Raw genomic sequence first — 19226 nt, 5'->3', positions numbered from 1 at the left:
CGGTAATCTCTACGCGATTCAAGCGCTTGCATGGGCAAGTCGCGCGGCCCGGCTACAATGGTCCAAACCACCGGGGCGAAACGATGACCGCAGACACTATTGGATTGCCGCCGCCGCCCGTGCTGACCATCGACGGCCCGTCCGGTTCGGGCAAGGGCACCATCAGCCGCGCGGTCGCCCAGCGATTGGGGTGGCATTACCTGGATTCGGGCGCCCTGTACCGGGCGGTGGGAGTGGCGGCGGGCTGGGCCGATCTCGACCTTGACGACGCCGGTGCCCTGGTCCGCTGCACCTTCGACACCGAAATCGGCTTCCGCGACGACCCCGACGGCGAACTGCGGGTGCTGATCAACGGCCACGACGCCACCGACGAGCTGCGGACCGAGACCGCCGGCGCCGCCGCCTCGGCCATCGCCGCCATCCCGGAGGTCCGCGCCGCCCTGAAGGACCGCCAGCGCGCCTTCCGCCGTCCGCCGGGCCTGGTGGCCGACGGGCGCGACATGGGCACCGTCATCTTCCCCGATGCGCCGTTCAAGGTCTTTCTCACCGCCAGTGCAGAGGAAAGGGCGGAAAGACGCTATAAACAGTTGAAAGACAAGGGGGTTTCGGTTACATTGGACGGTCTGCTGCGCGAGATTCTCGCCCGCGATGCCCGCGATGCCAGTCGCGCGGTGGCGCCATTGCGACCGGCCGAAGACGCCGTCCGCATCGACACCACCGGTCTCGGCATCCAGGCCGTTATCGAGCAAGTGCTGGGACTGGTCAAGGTGTGATGGAAGTGTGATCGTGGCCACGTCGTCTCTCTCGTTCCGATGAAGGGAAGCGTGGGCGACGAACTTCAGCACTGGGGATTCACGCGCGGCAGAAACGAGCCCCGCATGGCGCGAGCCGTGCGGATTTTCCTTTCAACCCACAACACTCACGGCCATACGCAATCCCGCGACGGCCAATCAACGGGTGGATCGGAGTGGTGAATGCGGATTCTTCCGCAGCAGCCTTTACCGATCTGTGTCATCAACCGAGATATTTTCAAATGACCGAATCATTCGCAGAACTGTTCGAACAGAGCCAGACCAACCTGGCCAAGCTCAAGCCCGGCGCCATCGTCACCGGTACCGTTGTCCAGGTCCGTACCGACGTGGTCGTCATCAACGCCGGCCTGAAGTCCGAAGGCATCGTGCCGATCGAGCAGTTCCGTAACGACGCCGGCGAGATCGACGTCGCCGAGGGCGACATCGTCAAGGTGGCGCTGGACTCCCTGGAAAACGGCTTCGGCGAGACCGTGCTGTCGCGCGAGAAGGCAAAGCGCGCCATGGTCTGGGACGAGCTCAAGGAAGCCCTGGACAAGAACGAAACCATCACCGGCCGCATCAGCGGCAAGGTCAAGGGCGGTTTCACCGTCGACATCCGCGACGTGCGCGCGTTCCTGCCGGGTTCGCTGGTGGACGTGCGTCCGGTGCGCGATCCGGTGTACCTGGAAGGCAAGGAACTCGAGTTCAAGATCATCAAGCTCGACCAGAAGCGCAACAACGTCGTGGTCTCGCGCCGCGCCGTGGTCGAAACCGAGCATTCGGAAGAGCGCGAGCAGCTGCTCGAGAAGCTGGTCGAAGGCGCCAAGCTCAAGGGCGTGGTCAAGAACCTCACCGATTACGGTGCGTTCGTCGACCTCGGCGGCATCGACGGCCTGCTGCACATCACCGACATGGCGTGGAAGCGCGTGCGCCATCCGTCCGAAGTGGTGGAAGTCGGCCAGGAACTCGACGTCCGCGTGCTCAAGTACGACCGCGAGCGCAACCGCGTCAGCCTCGGCCTGAAGCAGCTGGGCGAGGATCCGTGGGACAACATCGCCCGTCGCTACCCGGCCAACACCCGCGTGTTCGGCAAGGTCAGCAACGTCACCGATTACGGCGCGTTCGTCGAGATCGAGCCCGGCGTGGAAGGCCTGGTGCACGTCTCCGAGATGGACTGGACCAACAAGAACGTCAACCCGTCCAAGGTGGTGCAGGTCGGTGACGAGGTCCAGGTCATGGTGCTGGACGTGGATGAAGAGCGTCGCCGCATTTCGCTCGGCATCAAGCAGGTCACCAGCAATCCGTGGGAGACCTTCGCCGCGATCCACAAGAAGGGCGACAAGGTGTCCGGTCAGATCAAGTCGATCACCGACTTCGGCATCTTCATCGGCCTGGACGGCGGCATCGACGGCCTGATCCACCTCTCCGACATGAGCTGGAACTCCACCGGCGAAGACGTGGCCCGCAACCTCAAGAAGGGCGACACGCTGGAGGCCGTCGTGCTGGCGGTCGATCCGGAACGCGAGCGCATCAGCCTGGGCGTGAAGCAGCTGGAGCAGGATCCGTTCGGCCAGTTCATGGCGAACTATCCGCGCGGCTCCAAGGTCACCGGCACGGTCAAGGAAGTCGACGCCAAGGGCGCGACGATCGAGCTCGCCGATGGCGTGGAAGGTTACGTCGCTGCGCGCGATGTGTCCGAGGAGCGCGTCGAGGACGCCAGCCACTTCTTGAAGGTCGGCGACAAGATCGAAGCCAAGTTCACCGGCATGGATCGCAAGGGCCGCACGCTGCAGTTGTCGATTCGCGCCAAGGACGAGGCCGACACGGCCGAGACCCTGGCCGAGTACAACAAGGCCACGTCGGATGCCTCCAGCGGCACCACCAAGCTCGGCGCGCTGTTGCGTGAGCAGCTCGGAAACAAGTCCGAGTAAGCACGAGCTAGTGAAAGAAACATGGCGGCCCGGCTTCGGCCGGGCCGCCATTGGCCCATGTCACAGCGGTACCCCTGTCCATGACCAAATCGGAATTGATCGAAATCCTCAGTCAGCGTCAGGGCCATCTGAAGGTGGACGACGTGGACATGGCGGTGAAGTCGCTCCTCGAAATGATGGGCGGCGCGCTGGCCCATGGCGAGCGCATCGAGATCCGGGGTTTCGGCAGTTTTTCCCTGCATTACCGGCCACCCCGCACCGGCCGCAATCCCAAGACCGGCGACGCCGTCGCGCTGCCCGGCAAGCACGTCCCGCACTTCAAGCCCGGCAAGGAATTGCGCGAGCGCGTCAGCACGGCCACGCCGCTTCCCTCGGAAGAGGACTGATCCGTCCAAGCGCATCCGAAGGATGGCGCTTGCTTTGTCTCTCATTCGGCTAAGCTAGTCGTATATGCGACTGGTTCGTCTTCTCATCGCTCTGTTGTGCATCGCGGCCGGCGTCGCGATCGGCACGCTCAATTCGCAGGCGATCACCCTCGAGTTGGGTTTCCTCACGCTGCGCAGCACGCTCGGCGTCGTCTCGCTGGCGGCGATGCTGCTGGGCGCCATCATCGGCGGTCTGTTGCTGGCCGCGTCCGTGATCCTGCCGCTGCGGCAGCAGTTGCGGCGCGAGCGACGCGCGCGTCCCGCTCTTACCGGCACTCCTACCGGCACCGGTGACACCTGACATGGCCTTCATCACCGAATACTTCTGGTTGTTCCTCCTGTTGCCGGTCGCGGCGCTGAGCGGCTGGGTGATCGGCCGTCGTGGCGGCGAGCGCCACAGCGACTCCCAGGTCAGCCGTCTGTCGACCACTTACTTCCGCGGCCTGAACTATCTGCTCAACGAACAGCCGGACAAGGCGATCGAGCTGTTCCTGCACATCGCCGAACTCGACAAGGACACCTTCGAGACGCAGGTGGCGCTCGGCCATCTGTTCCGCCGCCGCGGCGAGGTGGATCGCGCCATCCGCCTGCACCAGGGGCTGGTGCAGCGGTCGGACCTCAACGACCAGCAGAAAGTGCAGGCGCTGCTGGCGCTGGGCGAGGATTACATGCGCTCGGGCCTGCTCGATCGTGCCGAAACCGTGTTCACCGATCTGGCCAAGATCGACCAGCGCGCGCCGCAGGCGCTCAAGCATCTGATCGGCATCTACCAGTCCGAGCGCGACTGGCCGAAGGCGATCGAGAACGCATCGCGCTACGAGACCGTCACCGGCGAGCCGATGGGCAAGCTGATCGGGCAGTTCGAATGCGAGCTGGCCGACCGCTTGCGCGCCAGTGGCGATGCCGATGGCGCGCGCGCCGCGGTGGCGCGCGCGTATGCGGCCGATTCGAATTCGGTCCGCGCGGGCATGCTGGAGGGCCGCATCGAACTCGATGCCGGCAACGATGCCGCCGCCATCCGCGCGTTCGAGCGCGCGGCGCGGCATGACTCCGATTACCTGCCGGAGATCCTGCCGGCATTGCTGCCGGCCTACGACCGCGTCGGCGATCAACCCGGCGCGCGCCGCTTTCTCTCGGAGATGAGCGAGCACTATCGCGGCATTTCCCCGGTGCTGGCGCTGACCAAGCTGGTCGAAGCCGAGGACGGCGTGGCGGCTGCGCGCAATTATCTGGCGCAGCAGTTGAAGGATCGCCCCTCGGTGCGCGGCGAAGCGGCGCTGATCGACCTCACGCTCGCCGAAGGCGACGACGAGGTGCGCACCTTGACCGACCTCAAGCACATCACCGATCAGTTGCTGGTGCGCAATCCGAGCTACCGCTGCAACCGTTGCGGCTTCGGCGCGCGCAGCCATCACTGGCAATGCCCCAGTTGCAAGGAATGGGGCACGATCAAGCCGTTGCTCAACTACGCCGTCGTGTGAGCTTGGGTCAGATTTTTCTGAGCGGGATCTCACCGAACTGGTGGTTGGTCGCCTGCTTCGGCATCGCCTGCATCGGAACATGGCTGGCCTTGCGGTACGCGCGCTGGCGCAATCTCGTCGACGAACCCGGCGAACGCCGCAGTCACACGACCGCCACGCCGCGCGGCGGCGGCATCGGCATCGTCGTGGCGCTGCTGTTCGCGCAGGGACTGCTCGCCTGGCAGGTGCCGGAATCGCGCGCGTTCCTGTTGCCGACGGCGATCGGGTTGACGCTGGTCGCCGCAATCGGATGGGTGGACGACCATCGGCCCTTGTCGCCATGGCTCCGCCTGGGCGTCCATGCCGTGGCGGCAGTATTGCTGTCCTGGGCCGTGTACGACATCTCTGGCGATGCGCTGGCGGCATGCCTCGCCTTCGGGCTGGCGTTGGCGCTGATCAACATCTGGAACTTCATGGACGGCATCGACGGCATCGCGGCCTTGCAGGCGGTGGTGGTCGCCATCGCCTATGCCTGGCTCACCGGTGATGTAGTCGCGCGCTGGCTGGCATTGGCGCTGGCCGCAAGTGCCGCGGGCTTCCTGCCGTTCAATCTGCCGATGGGCGGGCAGGGCAAGGCCCGCATCTTTCTGGGCGATGTCGGCAGCGGTGCGCTTGGCTATGCATTGGCCATGCCGATGGCGCTGATGCTGGTGCGCGATCCAAGGCCCGCGACCTGGGTGCTGATGCTGATTCCGCCCTCGGCCTTTCTTCTCGACGCTGCGTTGACACTCTCTTCACGCATGCTGCGCGGCGAGCGCTGGTGGACACCGCATGTCGAGCATGCCTACCAGCGTTGGGTCCGGCGGGTTGGCAGCCATCGGACAGTGACGCTTACCTATGCGGCCTGGGCCGCGGCGGGAGGCGTATTGGTTTCAGTCATTCGCGAGACAGGTATTGCACTTATCATCGCCGTCAGCTTTGCGTGGTTCTCTGGGGGAGGGATCGCGTGGACGCGCCTGCGAAGGCGCTGACGCTCAGCAGCACAGCCAGGGATTTGAGAACGCATGAGTGGATGGAAAAGCCGAGTTAGTGCCACCGCGCCTCGGGCTGCCGTCGTGCTGCACGATCTCTTCATGGTCTGGCTTTGCTGGGCCGGGCTGAATCAGTTCCGTTATTCGATCCAGTCGGTCTCGATCGACCTGCCGGCGTTCTCCACGGAAAACCTGCTGATCCTGGTCGCCCAGGGCATGGTGTTCTGGAAGGTCGGCCTGTATCGCGGTGTCTGGCGCTTCGCCAGCCTGCCGGACCTGCTCAATATCCTGAAGGCCAGCATCGCCGGACTGGTGGCGATCGTGCTGGCCCTGTTCCTCTACAACCGCCTCAACCAGACGCCGCGCTCGGTGCTGGTGCTGTACCCGATCGTGCTGACCGCGCTACTGGGCATGCCGCGGCTGCTGTACCGCAGTTGGAAGGACCACAGCATGACCCGCACCGACAAGGCCGCGCTGCGGGTGCTGATCCTTGGCGCCGGCCAGGCCGGCGAGACCTTGGTCCGCGACCTGCGCCGCACCGGCGCCTACCAGCCGGTCGGTTTCCTCGACGATGCCGCCAAGCTGCGTGGCAGCGAGCTGCAGGGCCTGCCAGTGCTGGGACGGGTGGAGGAGGTCGACAAGATCGCCCCCGAGACCGGCGTGAACCTGCTGGTGATCGCCATGCCCTCGCTCGACGCCGCCTCGATGCGGCGGATCGTGGCCGCCTGCGAGCGCACCGGACTGCCGTTCCGCACCGTGCCGCGCCTGGACGACCTGCTGGAAGGGCGTTCGCTGCCCGGCGAGCTGAAGGAAGTCGCGATCGAGGACTTGCTCGGCCGTCAGCCGGTCACGCCCGACTGGAAGGCGATCCGCGGCTGGCTGGGTGGCCGCAGCGTGCTGGTCACCGGCGCCGGCGGCTCGATCGGTTCCGAACTGTGCCGCCAGTGCGCCAAGCATGGCGCGCGCCAGATCACGCTGCTGGAGATGGACGAACTGGCGCTGGCCACCACCGAGTCGGAACTGCGCCGCGATTTCCCCCAGATCGAATTCGTTCCGGTGCTGGGCGATTGCGGCGATGCCGCGGTGATGCAGCACGCGCTCGGCCTGTCGCATCCGGAGGCGGTGTTCCACGCCGCCGCCTACAAGCAGGTGCCGGTGCTCGAAGCGCAGCTGCGCGAGGCGGTGCGCAACAACGTGCTGGCCACCGAGACCGTCGCCGAGCAGAGCCTCAAGGCCGGCGTCGGTACCTTCGTGCTGATCTCCACCGACAAGGCGGTCGATCCGGTCAACGTGCTCGGCGCCAGCAAGCGTCTGGCGGAGATGTTGTGCCAGGCGATGTCAGTCGCGCAGAGCACGCGTTTCATCACCGTGCGCTTCGGCAACGTGCTGGATTCGGCCGGCAGCGTGGTGCCGCTGTTCCGCGAGCAGATCCGCAACGGCGGCCCGGTCACCGTGACCGATCCGGAAGTGACGCGCTACTTCATGACGATCCCGGAATCCTGCCAGCTGATCCTGCAGGCCTCGGCGATCGGTTCGCGGCAGGCGATCTACACACTCGACATGGGCGAGCCGGTGTCGATCCGTCTGCTGGCCGAGCAGATGATTCGCCTGGCCGGCAAGCAGCCCGATCGCGACATCGCCATCGTCTACACCGGATTGCGTGCCGGCGAAAAGCTGCACGAGACGCTGTTCCACGCCGACGAGCGCTATCGCCCGACCGCGCATCCGAAGATCCTGCAGGCCGAGGCGCGTGAAGTCTCCGTCGAGGACCTGCGTGTCGCGCGCGTGCAGATGCGCGATGCGGTGAATCGCTACGATCTCGACACCCTGGCCATGCTGCTGCGCGCGGCAGTGCCCGAATTCGCGCCGGCCAACGCGCCCGAGGCGCCGCAGAAGCTGGCCACCGTGGTCGCGTTCCCGGCGCGCGCTTCCAGGAAGACCTGACGGCGCGCCTGGACGCCTCCGGCGCGTGATGCGACGGCATCGCGCGAACCGGCATACACTGCCTACTCTTGCCTCCTGCGTTCCCGCATCCGGCGCAACCAATTGCTGATATGCCAACGAATACGAAGAAGCAACGCATCCGTAAAGCCGTTTTCCCAGTCGCGGGCCTTGGAACCCGCTTCCTTCCCGCTACCAAGACCGTTCCCAAGGAAATGCTGCCGATCGTCGATCGGCCGCTGATCCAGTACGCGGTCGACGAGGCCATCGAGGCCGGCTGTGACACCCTGATCTTCGTCACCAACCGCTACAAGCACGCGGTCGCCGACTATTTCGACAAAGCCTACGAGCTGGAGCAGAAGCTGGAGAAATCCGGCAAGCACGAGCAGCTCGATCTGGTACGCAACGTGCTGCCGGAAGGCGTGCGCGCGGTGTTCGTCACCCAGGCCGAAGCGCTGGGCCTCGGACATGCCGTGCTGTGCGCGAAGCCCGTGGTCGGCGATGAGCCGTTCGCGGTGATGCTGCCGGACGATCTGATCTGGAACAAGGGCGGCGCCGGTGCGCTCAAGCAGATGGCCGATCATGCCGAAACGTTCGGCGTCGGCGTGATCGCCGTGCAGGATGTGCCCGAGGAGCAGACGGCCAGCTACGGCATCGTCGCCGTCGAGGGTTTCGAGGATCGCCATGGTGCGATCCAGCGCATCGTCGAGAAGCCGGCGCCGGCGGACGCACCGAGCACGCTGGCGGTTGTGGGGCGCTACATCCTGCCGCCGACGATCTTCGATCACCTGGAAAAAACCGGGAAGGGCGCCGGCGGCGAAATCCAGCTGACCGACGCGATCGCCAGCCAGATCGCCGATTCGCAGATCGATGCCTATCGCTTCAAGGGCACGCGCTTCGACTGCGGCACCCACATTGGTCTGGTCGAGGCGACGATCCGCTTCGCCCTCGATCATGAAAAGATCAGCGACGCCGCGCGCGATTCGATGACGAAGGCGCTGCAGGAACTGGGCGTGATCGATCTCAGCTGAAGATTTCGCCAGGCGGAGCCCGACGATGTGATGGCATCCGCGAACCGATTGCCGAGCCTGAAAGAAAAACGGCGCCAATGGCGCCGTTTTTCTTTCTGTAGCCCAAACGGGTCGGGAGCAGGGCGAATCAGAGCGCTTCGAACACGCCCGCCGCGCCCATGCCGGTGCCGATGCACATCGTGACCATGCCGTACTTCTGTTGGCGACGACGCAGGCCATGCACGATCGTGGCGGTGCGGATCGCACCGGTGGCACCGAGCGGATGGCCGAGCGCGATGGCGCCGCCTAGCGGGTTCACCTTGGACGGGTCGAGGCCGACATCACGAATCACTGCCAGCGCCTGCGCGGCGAAGGCTTCGTTGAGTTCGATCCAGTCGATCTGATCCTTGGTCAGGCCTGCCTGCTTGAGCGCCTTCGGGATCGCCGCGATCGGACCGATGCCCATCACTTCCGGACGCACACCGGCGACGGAGAACGACACGAAACGCGCCAGCGGCGTGAGGCCGTAATCCTTGATCGCCTGCTCGGAGGCCAGCAGCACGGCACCGGCGCCGTCGCTGGTCTGCGAGGAGTTGCCGGCGGTGACCGTGCCGCCGAACTGGCCGTTGCGGAACACCGAACGCAGCTTGGCCAGGCCTTCTGCGGACGTGTCCGGACGCGGGCCCTCATCGTTCTCGACCAGCAGCTTCTTCAGGCGGATGGTGTTGCCGCCGAGATCAGGCTGGTGCGAAAGCACTTCGTAAGGCGAGATCTCGCTTTTGAACTCGCCGGCCTTGATGGCGGCCAGCGCTTTCTGGTGTGAGGCGAGGGCGAAGGCGTCCTGGTCTTCGCGCGAGACCTTCCATTCCTCCGCCACTTTCTCGGCGGTGATGCCCATGCCGTAGGCGATCGCGACGTGATCATCCTTGAATACGGACGGCGACAGCGCGACCTTGTTGCCCATCATCGGCACCATCGACATCGATTCGGTGCCGCCGGCCAGGACGAGATCGGAGTTGCCGAGACGAATCTCGTTGGCGGCCAATGCCACGGCCTGCAGGCCGGACGAACAGAAACGGTTGATGGTTTGCGCGGCGATGGTGTTGGGCAGGCCGGCCAGCAGCACGCCGATGCGCGCCACGTTCATGCCTTGCTCGCCCTCGGGCATGGCGCAGCCGATGATGGCGTCGTCGATGCGGTTGACGTCGATGCCCGGCGCCTGCGCGACCACGGCTTTGAGCACGTGCGCGAGCATGTCGTCGGGACGGGTGTTGCGGAATACGCCCTTGGGTGCCTTGCCGACCGGGGTGCGGGTGGCGGCGACGATGTAGGCGTCTTGGATTTGCTTGCTCATGGATGACTCCGGGATTCGAGATTCGAGGTGGGGATTCGGATGGCCCGAATCTCAGTTCCGCAATGGCTTGCCGGTCTGCAGCATGTGCAGCACGCGGTCCTGTGTCTTCTTCTGCTGCGCCAGCTCGACGAAATGCTGGCGCTCCAGGCGCAGCAGCCAGTCCTCGTCGACGAACGAACCGCGATCCACCTCACCGCCGCACAGCACGGTGGCGATGCGCGAGGCGATCTCGTAGTCGTACTCGCTGATGAAACGGCCTTCGAGCATGTTCACCAGCAGCATCTTGAAGGTGGCGATGCCGACGTCGCCGGCCACTTGCACGCGACGTGCCGGCAGCGGCGGGCGATAGCCGGATTCGGCCAGCGCACGTGCTTCCTGTTTGGCGGCGTAGAGCAGCTCGTAATTGTTGAAAGCGATCTTGTCGGTGGAGCGCAGCAGACCGAGTTCCTTCGCCTCGTAACCGGAGGTCGACACCTTCGCCATGGCGATGGTTTCGAAGTAGCGCTTGAGTTCGGCAAACACGTCGCCGCCCGGGCCTGCGGCTTCGGAAGCACGCACCGCGATTTCCTTCAGACCGCCGCCGGCCGGCAGCAGGCCGACGCCCGCTTCGACCAGACCGATGTAGCTCTCCAGCGAGGCCACAGTCTTGGCGCTGTGCATCTGGAATTCGCAGCCGCCGCCGAGCGCCAGTCCGCGTACCGCGGCCACCACCGGCACCAGCGAGTACTTGATGCGCTGGCTGGTGGCCTGGAAGTTGGCGACCATGCCTTCGAAGCCCTTGAGGTCGCCCTTCTGCAGATAGGCGATCGCGCCGGTGAGATCGGCGCCGGCGGAGAAGGGTTCCTTGGTCTGCCACAGCACCAGGGCCTTGAAGTCGCGCTCGGCACGGGCGATGGCTTCCTGCACGCCATCCAGCACCGCGTCGGAGACGGTGTTCATCTTGGTCTTGAACGAAACCACCGCGACGTCGTCGCCGTCGCTCCACATGCGCACGCCATCGTTCTCGAAGACGGTGTCGCCCTGCGGGAAGCTCTCGCCCAGCAGCGGATCGGGGAAACGCTGGCGCTGGTAGACGGGCAAGGCCGAGCGCGGCAGCTTGGCGTTCTTGCCCGGGCTGTAGCTGCCCTCGGCGGCGTGCACGCCGTCGCGGCCGTCGAACACCCAGTCCGGCAGCGGCGCGGTGCTCATGGCCTTGCCGGCGACGATGTCGTCGGCGATCCACTGCGCCACCTGCTTCCAGCCGGCGGCCTGCCAGGTTTCGAACGGGCCGAGCGACCAGCCGTAGCCCCAGCGGATGGCGAGGTCGACGTCGCGCGCGGTCTCAGCGATGTCGGCGAGATGGTATGCGCTGTAGTGGAACAGGTCGCGGAACACCGCCCACAGGAACTGCGCCTGCGGATGCTGGCTTTCGCGCAACTTGGCGAACTTCTCCGCCGGGTTCTTGTTCTTGAGGATCTCGACCACTTCCGGTGCGGCGACGCGGTCGGAGGGACGGTAGTCCTGCTTCTCCAAGTCGAGCACGACGATGTCCTTGCCGACCTTGCGGAAGATGCCGGCGCCGGCCTTCTGGCCGAGCGCGCCCTTGGCGATCAGGGCCTCGAGCCATTTCGGCGCCTTGAAGTACTGGTGCCAGGGATCGTTCGGCAGCGTGTCGGCCATCGTCTTGATGACGTGCGCCATCGTGTCCAGGCCGACCACGTCGGAGGTGCGGTAGGTGGCCGATTTCGGACGGCCCGCCAAGGGGCCGGTGATCGCGTCCACCTCGTCGAAGCCGAGCTTGAATTCGGCTGTGTGGTGGATGGTCGCCAGGATCGAGAACACGCCGATGCGGTTGCCGATGAAGTTCGGCGTGTCCTTGGCGTACACCACGCCCTTGCCGAGGTTGGTGACGAGGAAGGTTTCGAGGCCCTCCAGGATCGCCTTGTCGGTGGTGCGGGCCGGGATCAGCTCGGCCAGGTGCATGTAGCGCGGCGGATTGAAGAAGTGCACGCCGCAGAAGCGATGGCGCAGCTGCTCGGGCAGGACTTCGGCCAGCTTATTGATGCCCAGGCCCGAGGTGTTGCTGGCGAGCACGGCGTGATCGGCCACGAACGGCGCGATCTTCTTGTACAGGTCCTGCTTCCAGTCCATGCGCTCGGCGATGGCCTCGATGATCAGGTCGCACTCCTTGAGCTTGGCCAGGCTCAGCTCGTAGTTGCCGGGCACGATGGCCTCGGCGAACGACTTGCTGCCGAACGGAGCGGGGCTGAGCTTGCCGAGGTTGGCGATGGCCTTGAGCACGATGCCGTTGGGGTCGCCTTCCTTCGCCGGCAGATCGAACAGGACCGTGTCGATACCGGCGTTGACCAGGTGCGCGGCGATCTGCGCGCCCATGACACCGGCGCCGAGCACGGCGGCACGACGTACAAGTAGTTTGTTAGACATTGTCGATAACCATTTGAGTGGGGGTTATTTTTCGGCCTTGAGCCTGTCGGCCTGGGCCACGTCGGCCAGGAATCCGGCCGTGCTGAAACGGATCAACTCACGTGCCGCCCGTGCGCGGTGTTCGGTCTCCGACACGCCGCTGGGCCGCTTGATCAGTCCGAAGTCGGCCATGGCGTACATCAACGCCCCGGCCAGGAAATCCAATCGCCAGTACCGCTGTTCCTTGCTCAGTCCGGGCACGCAATCGGCGATCGCCTTGGCGAATTCGCGCACCACGTGCCCGTACTGCTCGGACATGAACTTGCGCAGTCCCTCGTGCTTCTCGACGTAGGCGCGGGCGATCACGCGCACGAAGGCGCGGCTGCCGCGGTCCTGCGTGAGCGCGAGCGCGGGCTCGACGAAAGCGGCCAGGATCGGCTCCAGTTCGCCGGGGTGCGTTTCCTGCGCCTGTTTCAGCAGGGCCAGGCGGCATGCGCTCATCTCGTCCATGCGCCGCCGGAACACCTCGTTGACGAGGTTTTCCTTGCTGCCGAAGTGGTAATTGACCGCGGCGATGTTGACATCGGCGCGGCTGGTGACCTGCCGCAGCGACGTGCCGCCGAATCCATGCTGGGCGAACAGCTCCTCGGCCGCACCGAGGATGCGGTCCTTCGTGGAGAACTGGTGGCCGGACGGACTGGGCATGGCGGAGGAATGAATCAAACGCTTGTTTGATCCTAGTCCTCGTCCGCACTTCCGTCAACGCGCCGGGTCGGTGCCGGGGCGGTGCTAGGTCAAACAGAGAACGTGCAAAACGGGTGCAGAGGTCGTTACGAATCCGCTAGAATTACCGTAGCCAAGTCGGCTAAACCCGCGTCCGCACGCGGGTTTTTCCATGTTACTCTGGGCCCTTAGCAGGGAAGATCCGCGTCCCGCGGACCTTCGACGGCGAATGGCCCGGCCTTTCCGGAGAGCATCCCAATGGCGCTGGAGCGCACCCTGTCGATCATCAAACCCGATGCCGTCGCGAAGAACGTCGTCGGCGAGATCTATTCCCGTTTCGAAAAAGCCGGCCTGAAGGTCGCGGCGGCGAAGATGAAGCATCTCTCGCGCAAGGAAGCCGAAGGTTTCTACGCCGTGCATCGCGAGCGTCCGTTCTTCAACGCGCTGGTCGAATTCATGATCAGCGGCCCGGTGATGATCCAGGTGCTCGAAGGCGACAACGCGATCGCGAAGAATCGCGAACTGATGGGCGCGACCAATCCGAAGGACGCCGCGCCGGGCACGATCCGCGCCGACTTCGCCGATTCGATCGACGCCAATGCCGTGCACGGTTCCGATGCTGCCGAAACGGCGGCGGTGGAAATCGCGTACTTCTTCCCGACCACGGACGTCTACGCGCGCTGAGTTGGGCGCGCTGAGTTGAGCCAAGACGTGAACGACACGATCGACAACAAGCAGGATCAAGCCGGGCAGAGCGCTGCCAGGCAGAGCTCCGCCGGGCAGAATCCCGGCAGGCAAAACCTGCTCGATCTCGATCGTGAGGGCCTGGAGAACTTCTTCGCCGACACGCTCGGCGAGAAGCGCTATCGTGCCCATCAGGTGATGAAGTGGATTCATCACCGCCACGTCACCGACTTTGCCGAGATGACCGATCTCGGCAAAGTGCTGCGCGGGAAACTCGAAGCGCACGCGGAAGTACGCGTGCCGCAAATCCAGTTCGAAAAGCCCTCCACCGACGGCACGCACAAGTGGCTGCTCGGCATGGACAACAGCAACGCCATCGAGACGGTGTTCATTCCCGACAAGGGACGCGGCACGCTGTGCGTGTCCTCGCAGGTGGGCTGCGCGCTCAACTGCCAGTTCTGCTCGACGGCGACGCAAGGCTTCAACCGCAACCTCTCGACCGCCGAGATCATCGGACAGGTGTGGGTGGCGGCGCGGCATCTCGGCAACGTCCCGCACAAGCAGCGCAAGCTCACCAACGTCGTGATGATGGGCATGGGCGAGCCGTTGATGAACTTCGACAACGTCGTGCGCGCGATGAGCGTGATGCGCGACGACCTCGGCTACGGTCTGGCCAACAAGCGCGTCACGCTGTCGACCGCCGGCATGGTGCCGATGATCGACAAGCTCGGCGAGGTCAGCGACGTGTCGCTGGCGGTGTCGCTGCACGCGCCGAACGACGAGCTGCGCAGCGAACTGGTGCCGCTCAACAAGAAATATCCGATCGAGGAGCTGATGGCCGCGTGCGAGCGTTATGCGCGCCGCAAGAAGGGCGAGTCGATCACCTTCGAATACACGCTGATGAAGGGCGTGAACGATCAGCCGATGCATGCGCGGCAGCTGGCGCGGCTGATGCGCCAGTTCGACAACGCGCTGCAGATGAAGGATGCGGCCAAGGTCAATCTGATCCCGTTCAACCCGTTTCCGGGCACGCGCTTCGAGCGTTCGTCCGAGGCCGACATCCGCGCGTTCCAGAAATCGCTGCTCGACGCGCACGTGCTGACCATGGTGCGGCGCACGCGCGGCGACGACATCGACGCAGCCTGCGGACAGCTCAAGGGGCAGGTCGCCGATCGCACGCGTCGCCAGGCCGAGCATCGCAAGCGCCTTGGCCTGCAGGCCGGAGGCGAACATGGCGGACAGGGCAAGGGAGGCGTCGATGCGGGCGAAGCGGCGCGCTTGCGAGCCACTGGCTCGCGTACCGCTGAGCGCCCGGCCACGGACAGCCGGGCCGGAGTATCCGAAGTCGACAATGTAACGCCAGGGAGGGCCGCGTAAGGCATGCGCCACGTTCGTATCCTTCTGGCATTGCTCGTGATCGTAATGACGACGGCCGCCTGTTCCCGGCTGACCTTCGTCAAGCCCAATCCCAAGATCGGCAAGACCGAATCGACGGGCCCGACCTACGACTTCAAGGACTCGCCCGAGGTCAAGCGCGAGACCGATGTGCGCGATCGCATCGCGCTGGCGCAGGCGCGCCTCGGCACCGGCCAGATCGACGAGGCCGAGCGCCATGCGCAGGCGGCCCTGCGCATGGACCCGAAGTCGCCAGATGTCTACACGGTGCTCGGCGTGATCGCGGACCAGCGCGGCAACAGCGCGCAGGCCGGCGGCTACTACGTCAAGGCCGCCGAACTGGCGCCCACGCAGGGCATCGCGCTCAACAATTACGGTGCGTGGCTGTGCGGAAATGGCCGCGCGGCGGAGTCGATGACGTGGTTCGACCGCGCGCTCGCCGACCCCGCGTATCGCGAACGTGCTTCGGCCATGGCCAATTCCGGCGCCTGCGCCCTGCAGGCCGGACAGCTCGAAAGAGCTGAAAAAACGCTGCGCGCAGCACTTGCACTGGAGCCTGAAAATCCCGTTGCCCTCGAGGCGATGGCCGACGTCCAGTACCGCGGTGCCCGCTACATGGAAGCGCGCGCCTTCTCGGAGCGGCGTCTGGCGGCTGCTCCTGCTTCGCGCGACGCACTTCGACTGGCGTCACTGATTGAAAACAAGCTTGGCGACAAGGCCGCTGCCGACCGTTATGCTCAACGACTAAGAGCGGAATTCCCGCAGACGGGGTCCGCTCAACAATTAGGGGAACCCAGCCAACCATGATCCCGCCCAATCCGAATATGGCGGACGGCGCCCTTGTGGCGCAGGAACGCGGCTGCGGGCAGCGCTTGCGCAATGCGCGCGAAGCTGCCGGCCTGAGCGTGGCCGATGTCGCCGCCCGCTTGAAAATGCCGGTACGCATCATCGAGGCACTTGAAGCCGAAGACTGGGCACGCATCGGTGCGCCGGTCTTCGTGCGCGGACAGTTGCGCAGTTATTCGCGCATGCTCGGGCTGCCGATCGAGCCGGTGCAGAGCGCTTCGGGCGTCGCGCCGATCGAGCCGACCCATCTGGTGGCGCACTGGCGCACGCCGCTCCTGCAGCGCGTCGCCGATCAGGTCGGCGGCCGTCTCGTCTATATCGTCATCACCGCGCTGATCGTGCTGCCGGTCTGGGTCGCCACGCGTTCGCACCTGGACAGCAGCGAGGAACTCGCGGCGCCGCTCGACGTGCCGGCGGACAAGCTGGCCACCGCGCAGCAGGCGGATGCCGCGGCGCAGCCCGCCGTCCGCGAACCGTCGACGGTGGTCGCCTCGATGGTACCGCCGCGCCAGAGCGCACCCGCGCCCGTGGCGGCATCGGCCACGCCCGAACTCAGCCTGCGCGTCAACGACGACAGCTGGGTGCAGATCCGCGGCAAGGACGGAGGCACGATCGAGGAAGCGCTGCTGAAATCCGGTGAAACGCGCACGTACCCGGCCGCCAATGTCGACCGCGTCGTGCTGGGCAATGCCAAGGCCGTGGAAGTGCAGCGCAACGGCCAGCCCCAGGACCTCACGCCCTTCATGCGTGCGAGCGTGGCACGCTTCACGGTGTCCCCCGACGGCTCTCTCGCGCCGGTTTCCGACTGAGATCCCCAAGCTTTTTGGCGATTGGGGACATCCGCGCGGGGCGCATCCCCGCGCCGGAATGCGGTTTCGCGCCGCATCCGCGATAATGGCGCATGAATCCGCATCGGCCGCGCCGCGTCATGGCGCGGCTGGTCTGGTACTGTCGGCCCGCTTCACGGGCCATCCATCCGCATTGGCCCGGCATCGGCGGGCAAGCGGCATCACGGCAGCATTGAGATGGCAATAGACGATCTTCTCGACGAACACGAACAAAGCGAACGCGTCCTGACCTGGCTGCGTCGCAACGGCGCCGGCTTGATCGGCGGCGTGGTGCTCGGTCTGGTCCTCATCGGCGGCTGGCAGTGGTGGCAAGGCTATCGCGTCTCCGAGAGCCAGAAAGCCGGTGAGCGCTATCAGACCGCGCTGAAGGCGCTGCAGTCCAAGGACCTCAAGAAGGCCCAGGCCGAGCAGGGCACCCTGAAGGACACGGCCTACGGTGCGCTGTTCGCGCTCGATCTGGCCAAGGCCCAGATCGACGCCAATCAGCGCGATGCCGCCATTGCGACCCTGCGCGGCGTCACCACCGAGGACGCTGGTTTGCAGAACATCCTCAACCAGCGCCTGGCGCGCCTGTTGATCGATGCCGGCAAGGCCCAGGATGCATTGCAGGCGCTGGGGAGTGCCGACGATGTGGTGAGCCTGGAAGTGCGCGGCGATGCCCAGGTCGCGCTCGGCAAACGCGACGATGCGCGCAAGTCCTACAGCGATGCCTTGACCAAACTCGACGTCGCCGCGCCGCAGCGTGGTCTGCTCGAACTCAAACTCACCGACGTCGGCGGCAAGCCGGCCGATAAACCCGAGGCCCGGTCTTGATGAGTAAGTCCTTGATGAAAAGTTTCCCGATGCCTTCCGGTACCGTCCTGCGCCGTTCCGCGCTGCTCGTGCTCTGCGCGTTCGCCTTCACCGGATGCAGCACCGTCAAGGGCTGGTTCACCAGCAAGGACAAGGAAGACACCAAGAAGGCCAACGAGCCGGCGGAACTGACCGAATTCACGCCGTCGGTGCACGTGAGCAAGCTCTGGTCGGCCAAGGCCGGCAAGGGCGAGCAGCGCCTCGGCGCCCGCCAGGGCCCCACGGTCGCTGACGGCCGCGTCTACGCCGCCGCCGTCGAGGGCGGGGTGCATGCCTTTGATCTGCAGACCGGCAAGGAAGTCTGGCACTTCGTGCCCCAGCGCAAGAACGAGAAGGGCAAGGAGAAAAAGGACAAGGAAATCCGTCTGGCCGGTGGTCCCGGCGCCGGTGACGGCCTGGTCGTGGTCGGCAGTCTCGAGGGCGACGTGATCGCGCTCGACGCGGCCACCGGCACCGAGAAGTGGCGGGGCAAGGTCGCGAACGAAGTGATCGCCGCGCCGGTGATCGGGCAGGGACTGGTGTTCGTGCGCTCCAACGATGGACGCGTCAGCGCCTTCGATGCCACCAGTGGCGAGCGCCGCTGGTTCTGGAATCATGAGATGCCCTCCCTGACGGTGCGCGGCAACGACTCGCCGACACTCGCCCCGGGCGTCGCCTTCGTCGGCAACGACGACGGCACGGTGACCGCGCTGGCGGTGTCCGACGGTCGGCCGCTGTGGGACCAGGTCGTGGCCCAGCCCGACGGCCGTAGCGAACTGGAGCGCATGGCCGACGTCGACGGCGCGCCGGCGCTCGACGGCACCACGCTCTACGTCACCAGCTTCAAGAAGCAGACCGTGGCGATCGACGGCCCCAGCGGGCGTCCGATCTGGGCGCACGACAACGGCGGTCCGGGGCGCGTCGGCGTCGCCAGCGATCGTGTCGTGGTCGCCGATCCGGCCGGCACGGTGTGGGCGCTCGACAAGAACAGCGGCAGCGCATTGTGGTCGCAGCCGATCCTGGCGCGACGCAATCTCACCTCCGCGGTGGTGCAGGGGGATTATGTCGTGGTCGGCGATTACGACGGCTATCTGCACTGGCTGAAGCTGTCGGACGGCAGTCTGGCGGCGCGCGAGCGGGCCAGCGGCAAGGAGCCCTTGCGGGCGAGTCCGATCGTGGTGGATGGCATCCTGATCGTGGAGAACACGGATGGGGATGTGAGTGCTTATCGGGTGGATCAGGCGGCGACTGCGCAGAACTGAGGTTTTGCGCGTCATTCCCGCGTAGGCGGGAATTCACGGACGCTATCATTAGATCGCCATTCCGGCGAAAGCCGGAATCCAGTTTTTTGTTTTTCTAGTTTGTTGAAGAGCAACAGCGTTTCGTCCGCTACGCGGCCGAGTTCATTTCTTTTGATAAGCGTCAAAAGAAACGAACCAAAGAAAAACGCTTTCCCCGACGAAGCAATCCCATAGCTTCATTGCTGCGGGGATTTTTCGACTCGCCATCCTGGCTCGGTCGAAAAACGGCGCACATCCTTGTGCGCCGCCCTT

The 19226-nt window shown here is 65.4% G+C and carries 16 protein-coding genes and 1 pseudogene; 14 read left to right on the top strand and 3 right to left on the bottom strand.

All coding sequences use genetic code 11. The annotated features are described in order from the left end of the window. Positions 1 to 83 precede the first annotated feature (83 nt). The 8 genes from cmk to galU all read left to right on the top strand — a co-directional run bounded on the left by cmk (position 84) and on the right by galU (position 8610). The gene (gene cmk, locus AC1RNP_RS07335) at positions 84 to 773 is read left to right on the top strand and encodes a (d)CMP kinase (protein ID WP_493050603.1); all 690 of its coding nucleotides are present in this window, start codon (positions 84 to 86) and stop codon (positions 771 to 773) included. Positions 774 to 1033: 260 nt separating this feature from the next. After that, positions 1034 to 2722 carry a 30S ribosomal protein S1 gene (gene rpsA, locus AC1RNP_RS07330; RefSeq protein ID WP_493050602.1) on the top strand — a complete coding sequence of 563 codons (1689 nt, stop codon included), beginning with the start codon at positions 1034 to 1036 and terminating at the stop codon, positions 2720 to 2722. Between the two features lie 80 nt (positions 2723 to 2802). Continuing rightward, complete coding sequence (locus AC1RNP_RS07325) at positions 2803 to 3108, top strand: integration host factor subunit beta (protein ID WP_226468236.1); 306 nt, start codon at positions 2803 to 2805, stop codon at positions 3106 to 3108. Between the two features lie 64 nt (positions 3109 to 3172). Beyond that, on the top strand, positions 3173 to 3448 hold the full coding sequence (locus AC1RNP_RS07320; protein ID WP_493050601.1) for a lipopolysaccharide assembly protein LapA domain-containing protein: 276 nt from the start codon (positions 3173 to 3175) through the stop codon (positions 3446 to 3448). A gap of 1 nt (position 3449) precedes the next feature. After that, the gene (lapB, locus tag AC1RNP_RS07315; protein WP_493050600.1) at positions 3450 to 4628 is read left to right on the top strand and encodes a lipopolysaccharide assembly protein LapB; all 1179 of its coding nucleotides are present in this window, start codon (positions 3450 to 3452) and stop codon (positions 4626 to 4628) included. Positions 4629 to 4630: 2 nt separating this feature from the next. Then, entirely contained in the window at positions 4631 to 5638 is a 1008-nt protein-coding gene (locus AC1RNP_RS07310) for an MraY family glycosyltransferase (RefSeq protein WP_493050599.1), read from the top strand. A 33-nt stretch (positions 5639 to 5671) separates the two neighbouring features. Continuing rightward, positions 5672 to 7582, top strand: coding sequence for a polysaccharide biosynthesis protein (locus AC1RNP_RS07305; protein WP_493050598.1), 1911 nt, complete (start codon positions 5672 to 5674; stop codon positions 7580 to 7582). A gap of 110 nt (positions 7583 to 7692) precedes the next feature. Further along, positions 7693 to 8610: a UTP--glucose-1-phosphate uridylyltransferase GalU gene (gene galU, locus AC1RNP_RS07300; RefSeq protein WP_493050597.1), complete on the top strand. Its 918-nt coding sequence runs from the start codon at positions 7693 to 7695 to the stop codon at positions 8608 to 8610. A gap of 127 nt (positions 8611 to 8737) precedes the next feature. Here the strand turns inward: galU and AC1RNP_RS07295 are convergent, their stop codons facing one another. Genes AC1RNP_RS07295 through AC1RNP_RS07285 form a run of 3 tightly spaced genes read right to left on the bottom strand, consistent with a single transcriptional unit; the run spans position 8738 to position 13051 of the window. Beyond that, the gene (locus tag AC1RNP_RS07295; protein ID WP_493050596.1) at positions 8738 to 9943 is read right to left on the bottom strand and encodes an acetyl-CoA C-acyltransferase; all 1206 of its coding nucleotides are present in this window, start codon (positions 9941 to 9943) and stop codon (positions 8738 to 8740) included. A gap of 51 nt (positions 9944 to 9994) precedes the next feature. Next, a complete protein-coding gene (locus AC1RNP_RS07290; protein WP_493050595.1) occupies positions 9995 to 12367 on the bottom strand; it encodes a 3-hydroxyacyl-CoA dehydrogenase/enoyl-CoA hydratase family protein in 2373 nt (790 codons plus the stop codon). A gap of 24 nt (positions 12368 to 12391) precedes the next feature. Continuing rightward, positions 12392 to 13051, bottom strand: a complete 660-nt coding sequence (locus tag AC1RNP_RS07285) for a TetR/AcrR family transcriptional regulator (protein ID WP_493050594.1) — start codon at positions 13049 to 13051, stop codon at positions 12392 to 12394. Positions 13052 to 13327: 276 nt separating this feature from the next. Between AC1RNP_RS07285 and ndk the strand changes: the two genes are divergently transcribed. From ndk to bamB, 6 genes and pseudogenes are all read left to right on the top strand, one after another. Next, a complete protein-coding gene (ndk, locus tag AC1RNP_RS07280) occupies positions 13328 to 13753 on the top strand; it encodes a nucleoside-diphosphate kinase (protein ID WP_493050593.1) in 426 nt (141 codons plus the stop codon). Positions 13754 to 13870: 117 nt separating this feature from the next. Next, positions 13871 to 14977 (top strand): annotated as a pseudogene (rlmN, locus tag AC1RNP_RS07275) (dual-specificity RNA methyltransferase RlmN); the annotation flags it as partial. A gap of 177 nt (positions 14978 to 15154) precedes the next feature. Further along, complete coding sequence (pilW, locus tag AC1RNP_RS07270; protein ID WP_493050676.1) at positions 15155 to 15955, top strand: type IV pilus biogenesis/stability protein PilW; 801 nt, start codon at positions 15155 to 15157, stop codon at positions 15953 to 15955. After that, the gene (locus AC1RNP_RS07265; RefSeq protein ID WP_493050592.1) at positions 15952 to 16803 is read left to right on the top strand and encodes a helix-turn-helix domain-containing protein; all 852 of its coding nucleotides are present in this window, start codon (positions 15952 to 15954) and stop codon (positions 16801 to 16803) included. Before pilW ends, AC1RNP_RS07265 begins: the two co-directional genes overlap by 4 nt. A gap of 216 nt (positions 16804 to 17019) precedes the next feature. Then, complete coding sequence (locus tag AC1RNP_RS07260; RefSeq protein WP_493050591.1) at positions 17020 to 17655, top strand: YfgM family protein; 636 nt, start codon at positions 17020 to 17022, stop codon at positions 17653 to 17655. Between the two features lie 29 nt (positions 17656 to 17684). Then, on the top strand, positions 17685 to 18935 hold the full coding sequence (bamB, locus tag AC1RNP_RS07255) for an outer membrane protein assembly factor BamB (RefSeq protein ID WP_493050675.1): 1251 nt from the start codon (positions 17685 to 17687) through the stop codon (positions 18933 to 18935). Positions 18936 to 19226: the final 291 nt, after the last annotated feature.

It is taken from the genome of Luteimonas sp. GW821-FHT14E02 (assembly GCF_058803905.1).
The sequence above is the reverse complement of the archived record's forward strand: the minus strand, read 5'-3'. Positions and strand labels throughout refer to the sequence as shown.

What these genes read in the sequence shown, in the direction of transcription:
- rpsA (WP_493050602.1), top strand. Translation starts at nt 1,034, where the DNA reads ATGACCGAATCATTCGCAGAACTGTTCGAACAGAGCCAGACCAACCTG.
- AC1RNP_RS07305 (WP_493050598.1), top strand. Translation starts at nt 5,672, where the DNA reads ATGAGTGGATGGAAAAGCCGAGTTAGTGCCACCGCGCCTCGGGCTGCC.
- ndk (WP_493050593.1), top strand. Translation starts at nt 13,328, where the DNA reads ATGGCGCTGGAGCGCACCCTGTCGATCATCAAACCCGATGCCGTCGCG.
- galU (WP_493050597.1), top strand. Translation starts at nt 7,693, where the DNA reads ATGCCAACGAATACGAAGAAGCAACGCATCCGTAAAGCCGTTTTCCCA.
- AC1RNP_RS07295 (WP_493050596.1), bottom strand. Translation starts at nt 9,943, where the DNA reads ATGAGCAAGCAAATCCAAGACGCCTACATCGTCGCCGCCACCCGCACC.
- AC1RNP_RS07325 (WP_226468236.1), top strand. Translation starts at nt 2,803, where the DNA reads ATGACCAAATCGGAATTGATCGAAATCCTCAGTCAGCGTCAGGGCCAT.
- AC1RNP_RS07320 (WP_493050601.1), top strand. Translation starts at nt 3,173, where the DNA reads ATGCGACTGGTTCGTCTTCTCATCGCTCTGTTGTGCATCGCGGCCGGC.
- bamB (WP_493050675.1), top strand. Translation starts at nt 17,685, where the DNA reads ATGCCTTCCGGTACCGTCCTGCGCCGTTCCGCGCTGCTCGTGCTCTGC.
- lapB (WP_493050600.1), top strand. Translation starts at nt 3,450, where the DNA reads ATGGCCTTCATCACCGAATACTTCTGGTTGTTCCTCCTGTTGCCGGTC.
- AC1RNP_RS07260 (WP_493050591.1), top strand. Translation starts at nt 17,020, where the DNA reads ATGGCAATAGACGATCTTCTCGACGAACACGAACAAAGCGAACGCGTC.
- cmk (WP_493050603.1), top strand. Translation starts at nt 84, where the DNA reads ATGACCGCAGACACTATTGGATTGCCGCCGCCGCCCGTGCTGACCATC.
- AC1RNP_RS07290 (WP_493050595.1), bottom strand. Translation starts at nt 12,367, where the DNA reads ATGTCTAACAAACTACTTGTACGTCGTGCCGCCGTGCTCGGCGCCGGT.
- AC1RNP_RS07265 (WP_493050592.1), top strand. Translation starts at nt 15,952, where the DNA reads ATGATCCCGCCCAATCCGAATATGGCGGACGGCGCCCTTGTGGCGCAG.
- AC1RNP_RS07285 (WP_493050594.1), bottom strand. Translation starts at nt 13,051, where the DNA reads ATGCCCAGTCCGTCCGGCCACCAGTTCTCCACGAAGGACCGCATCCTC.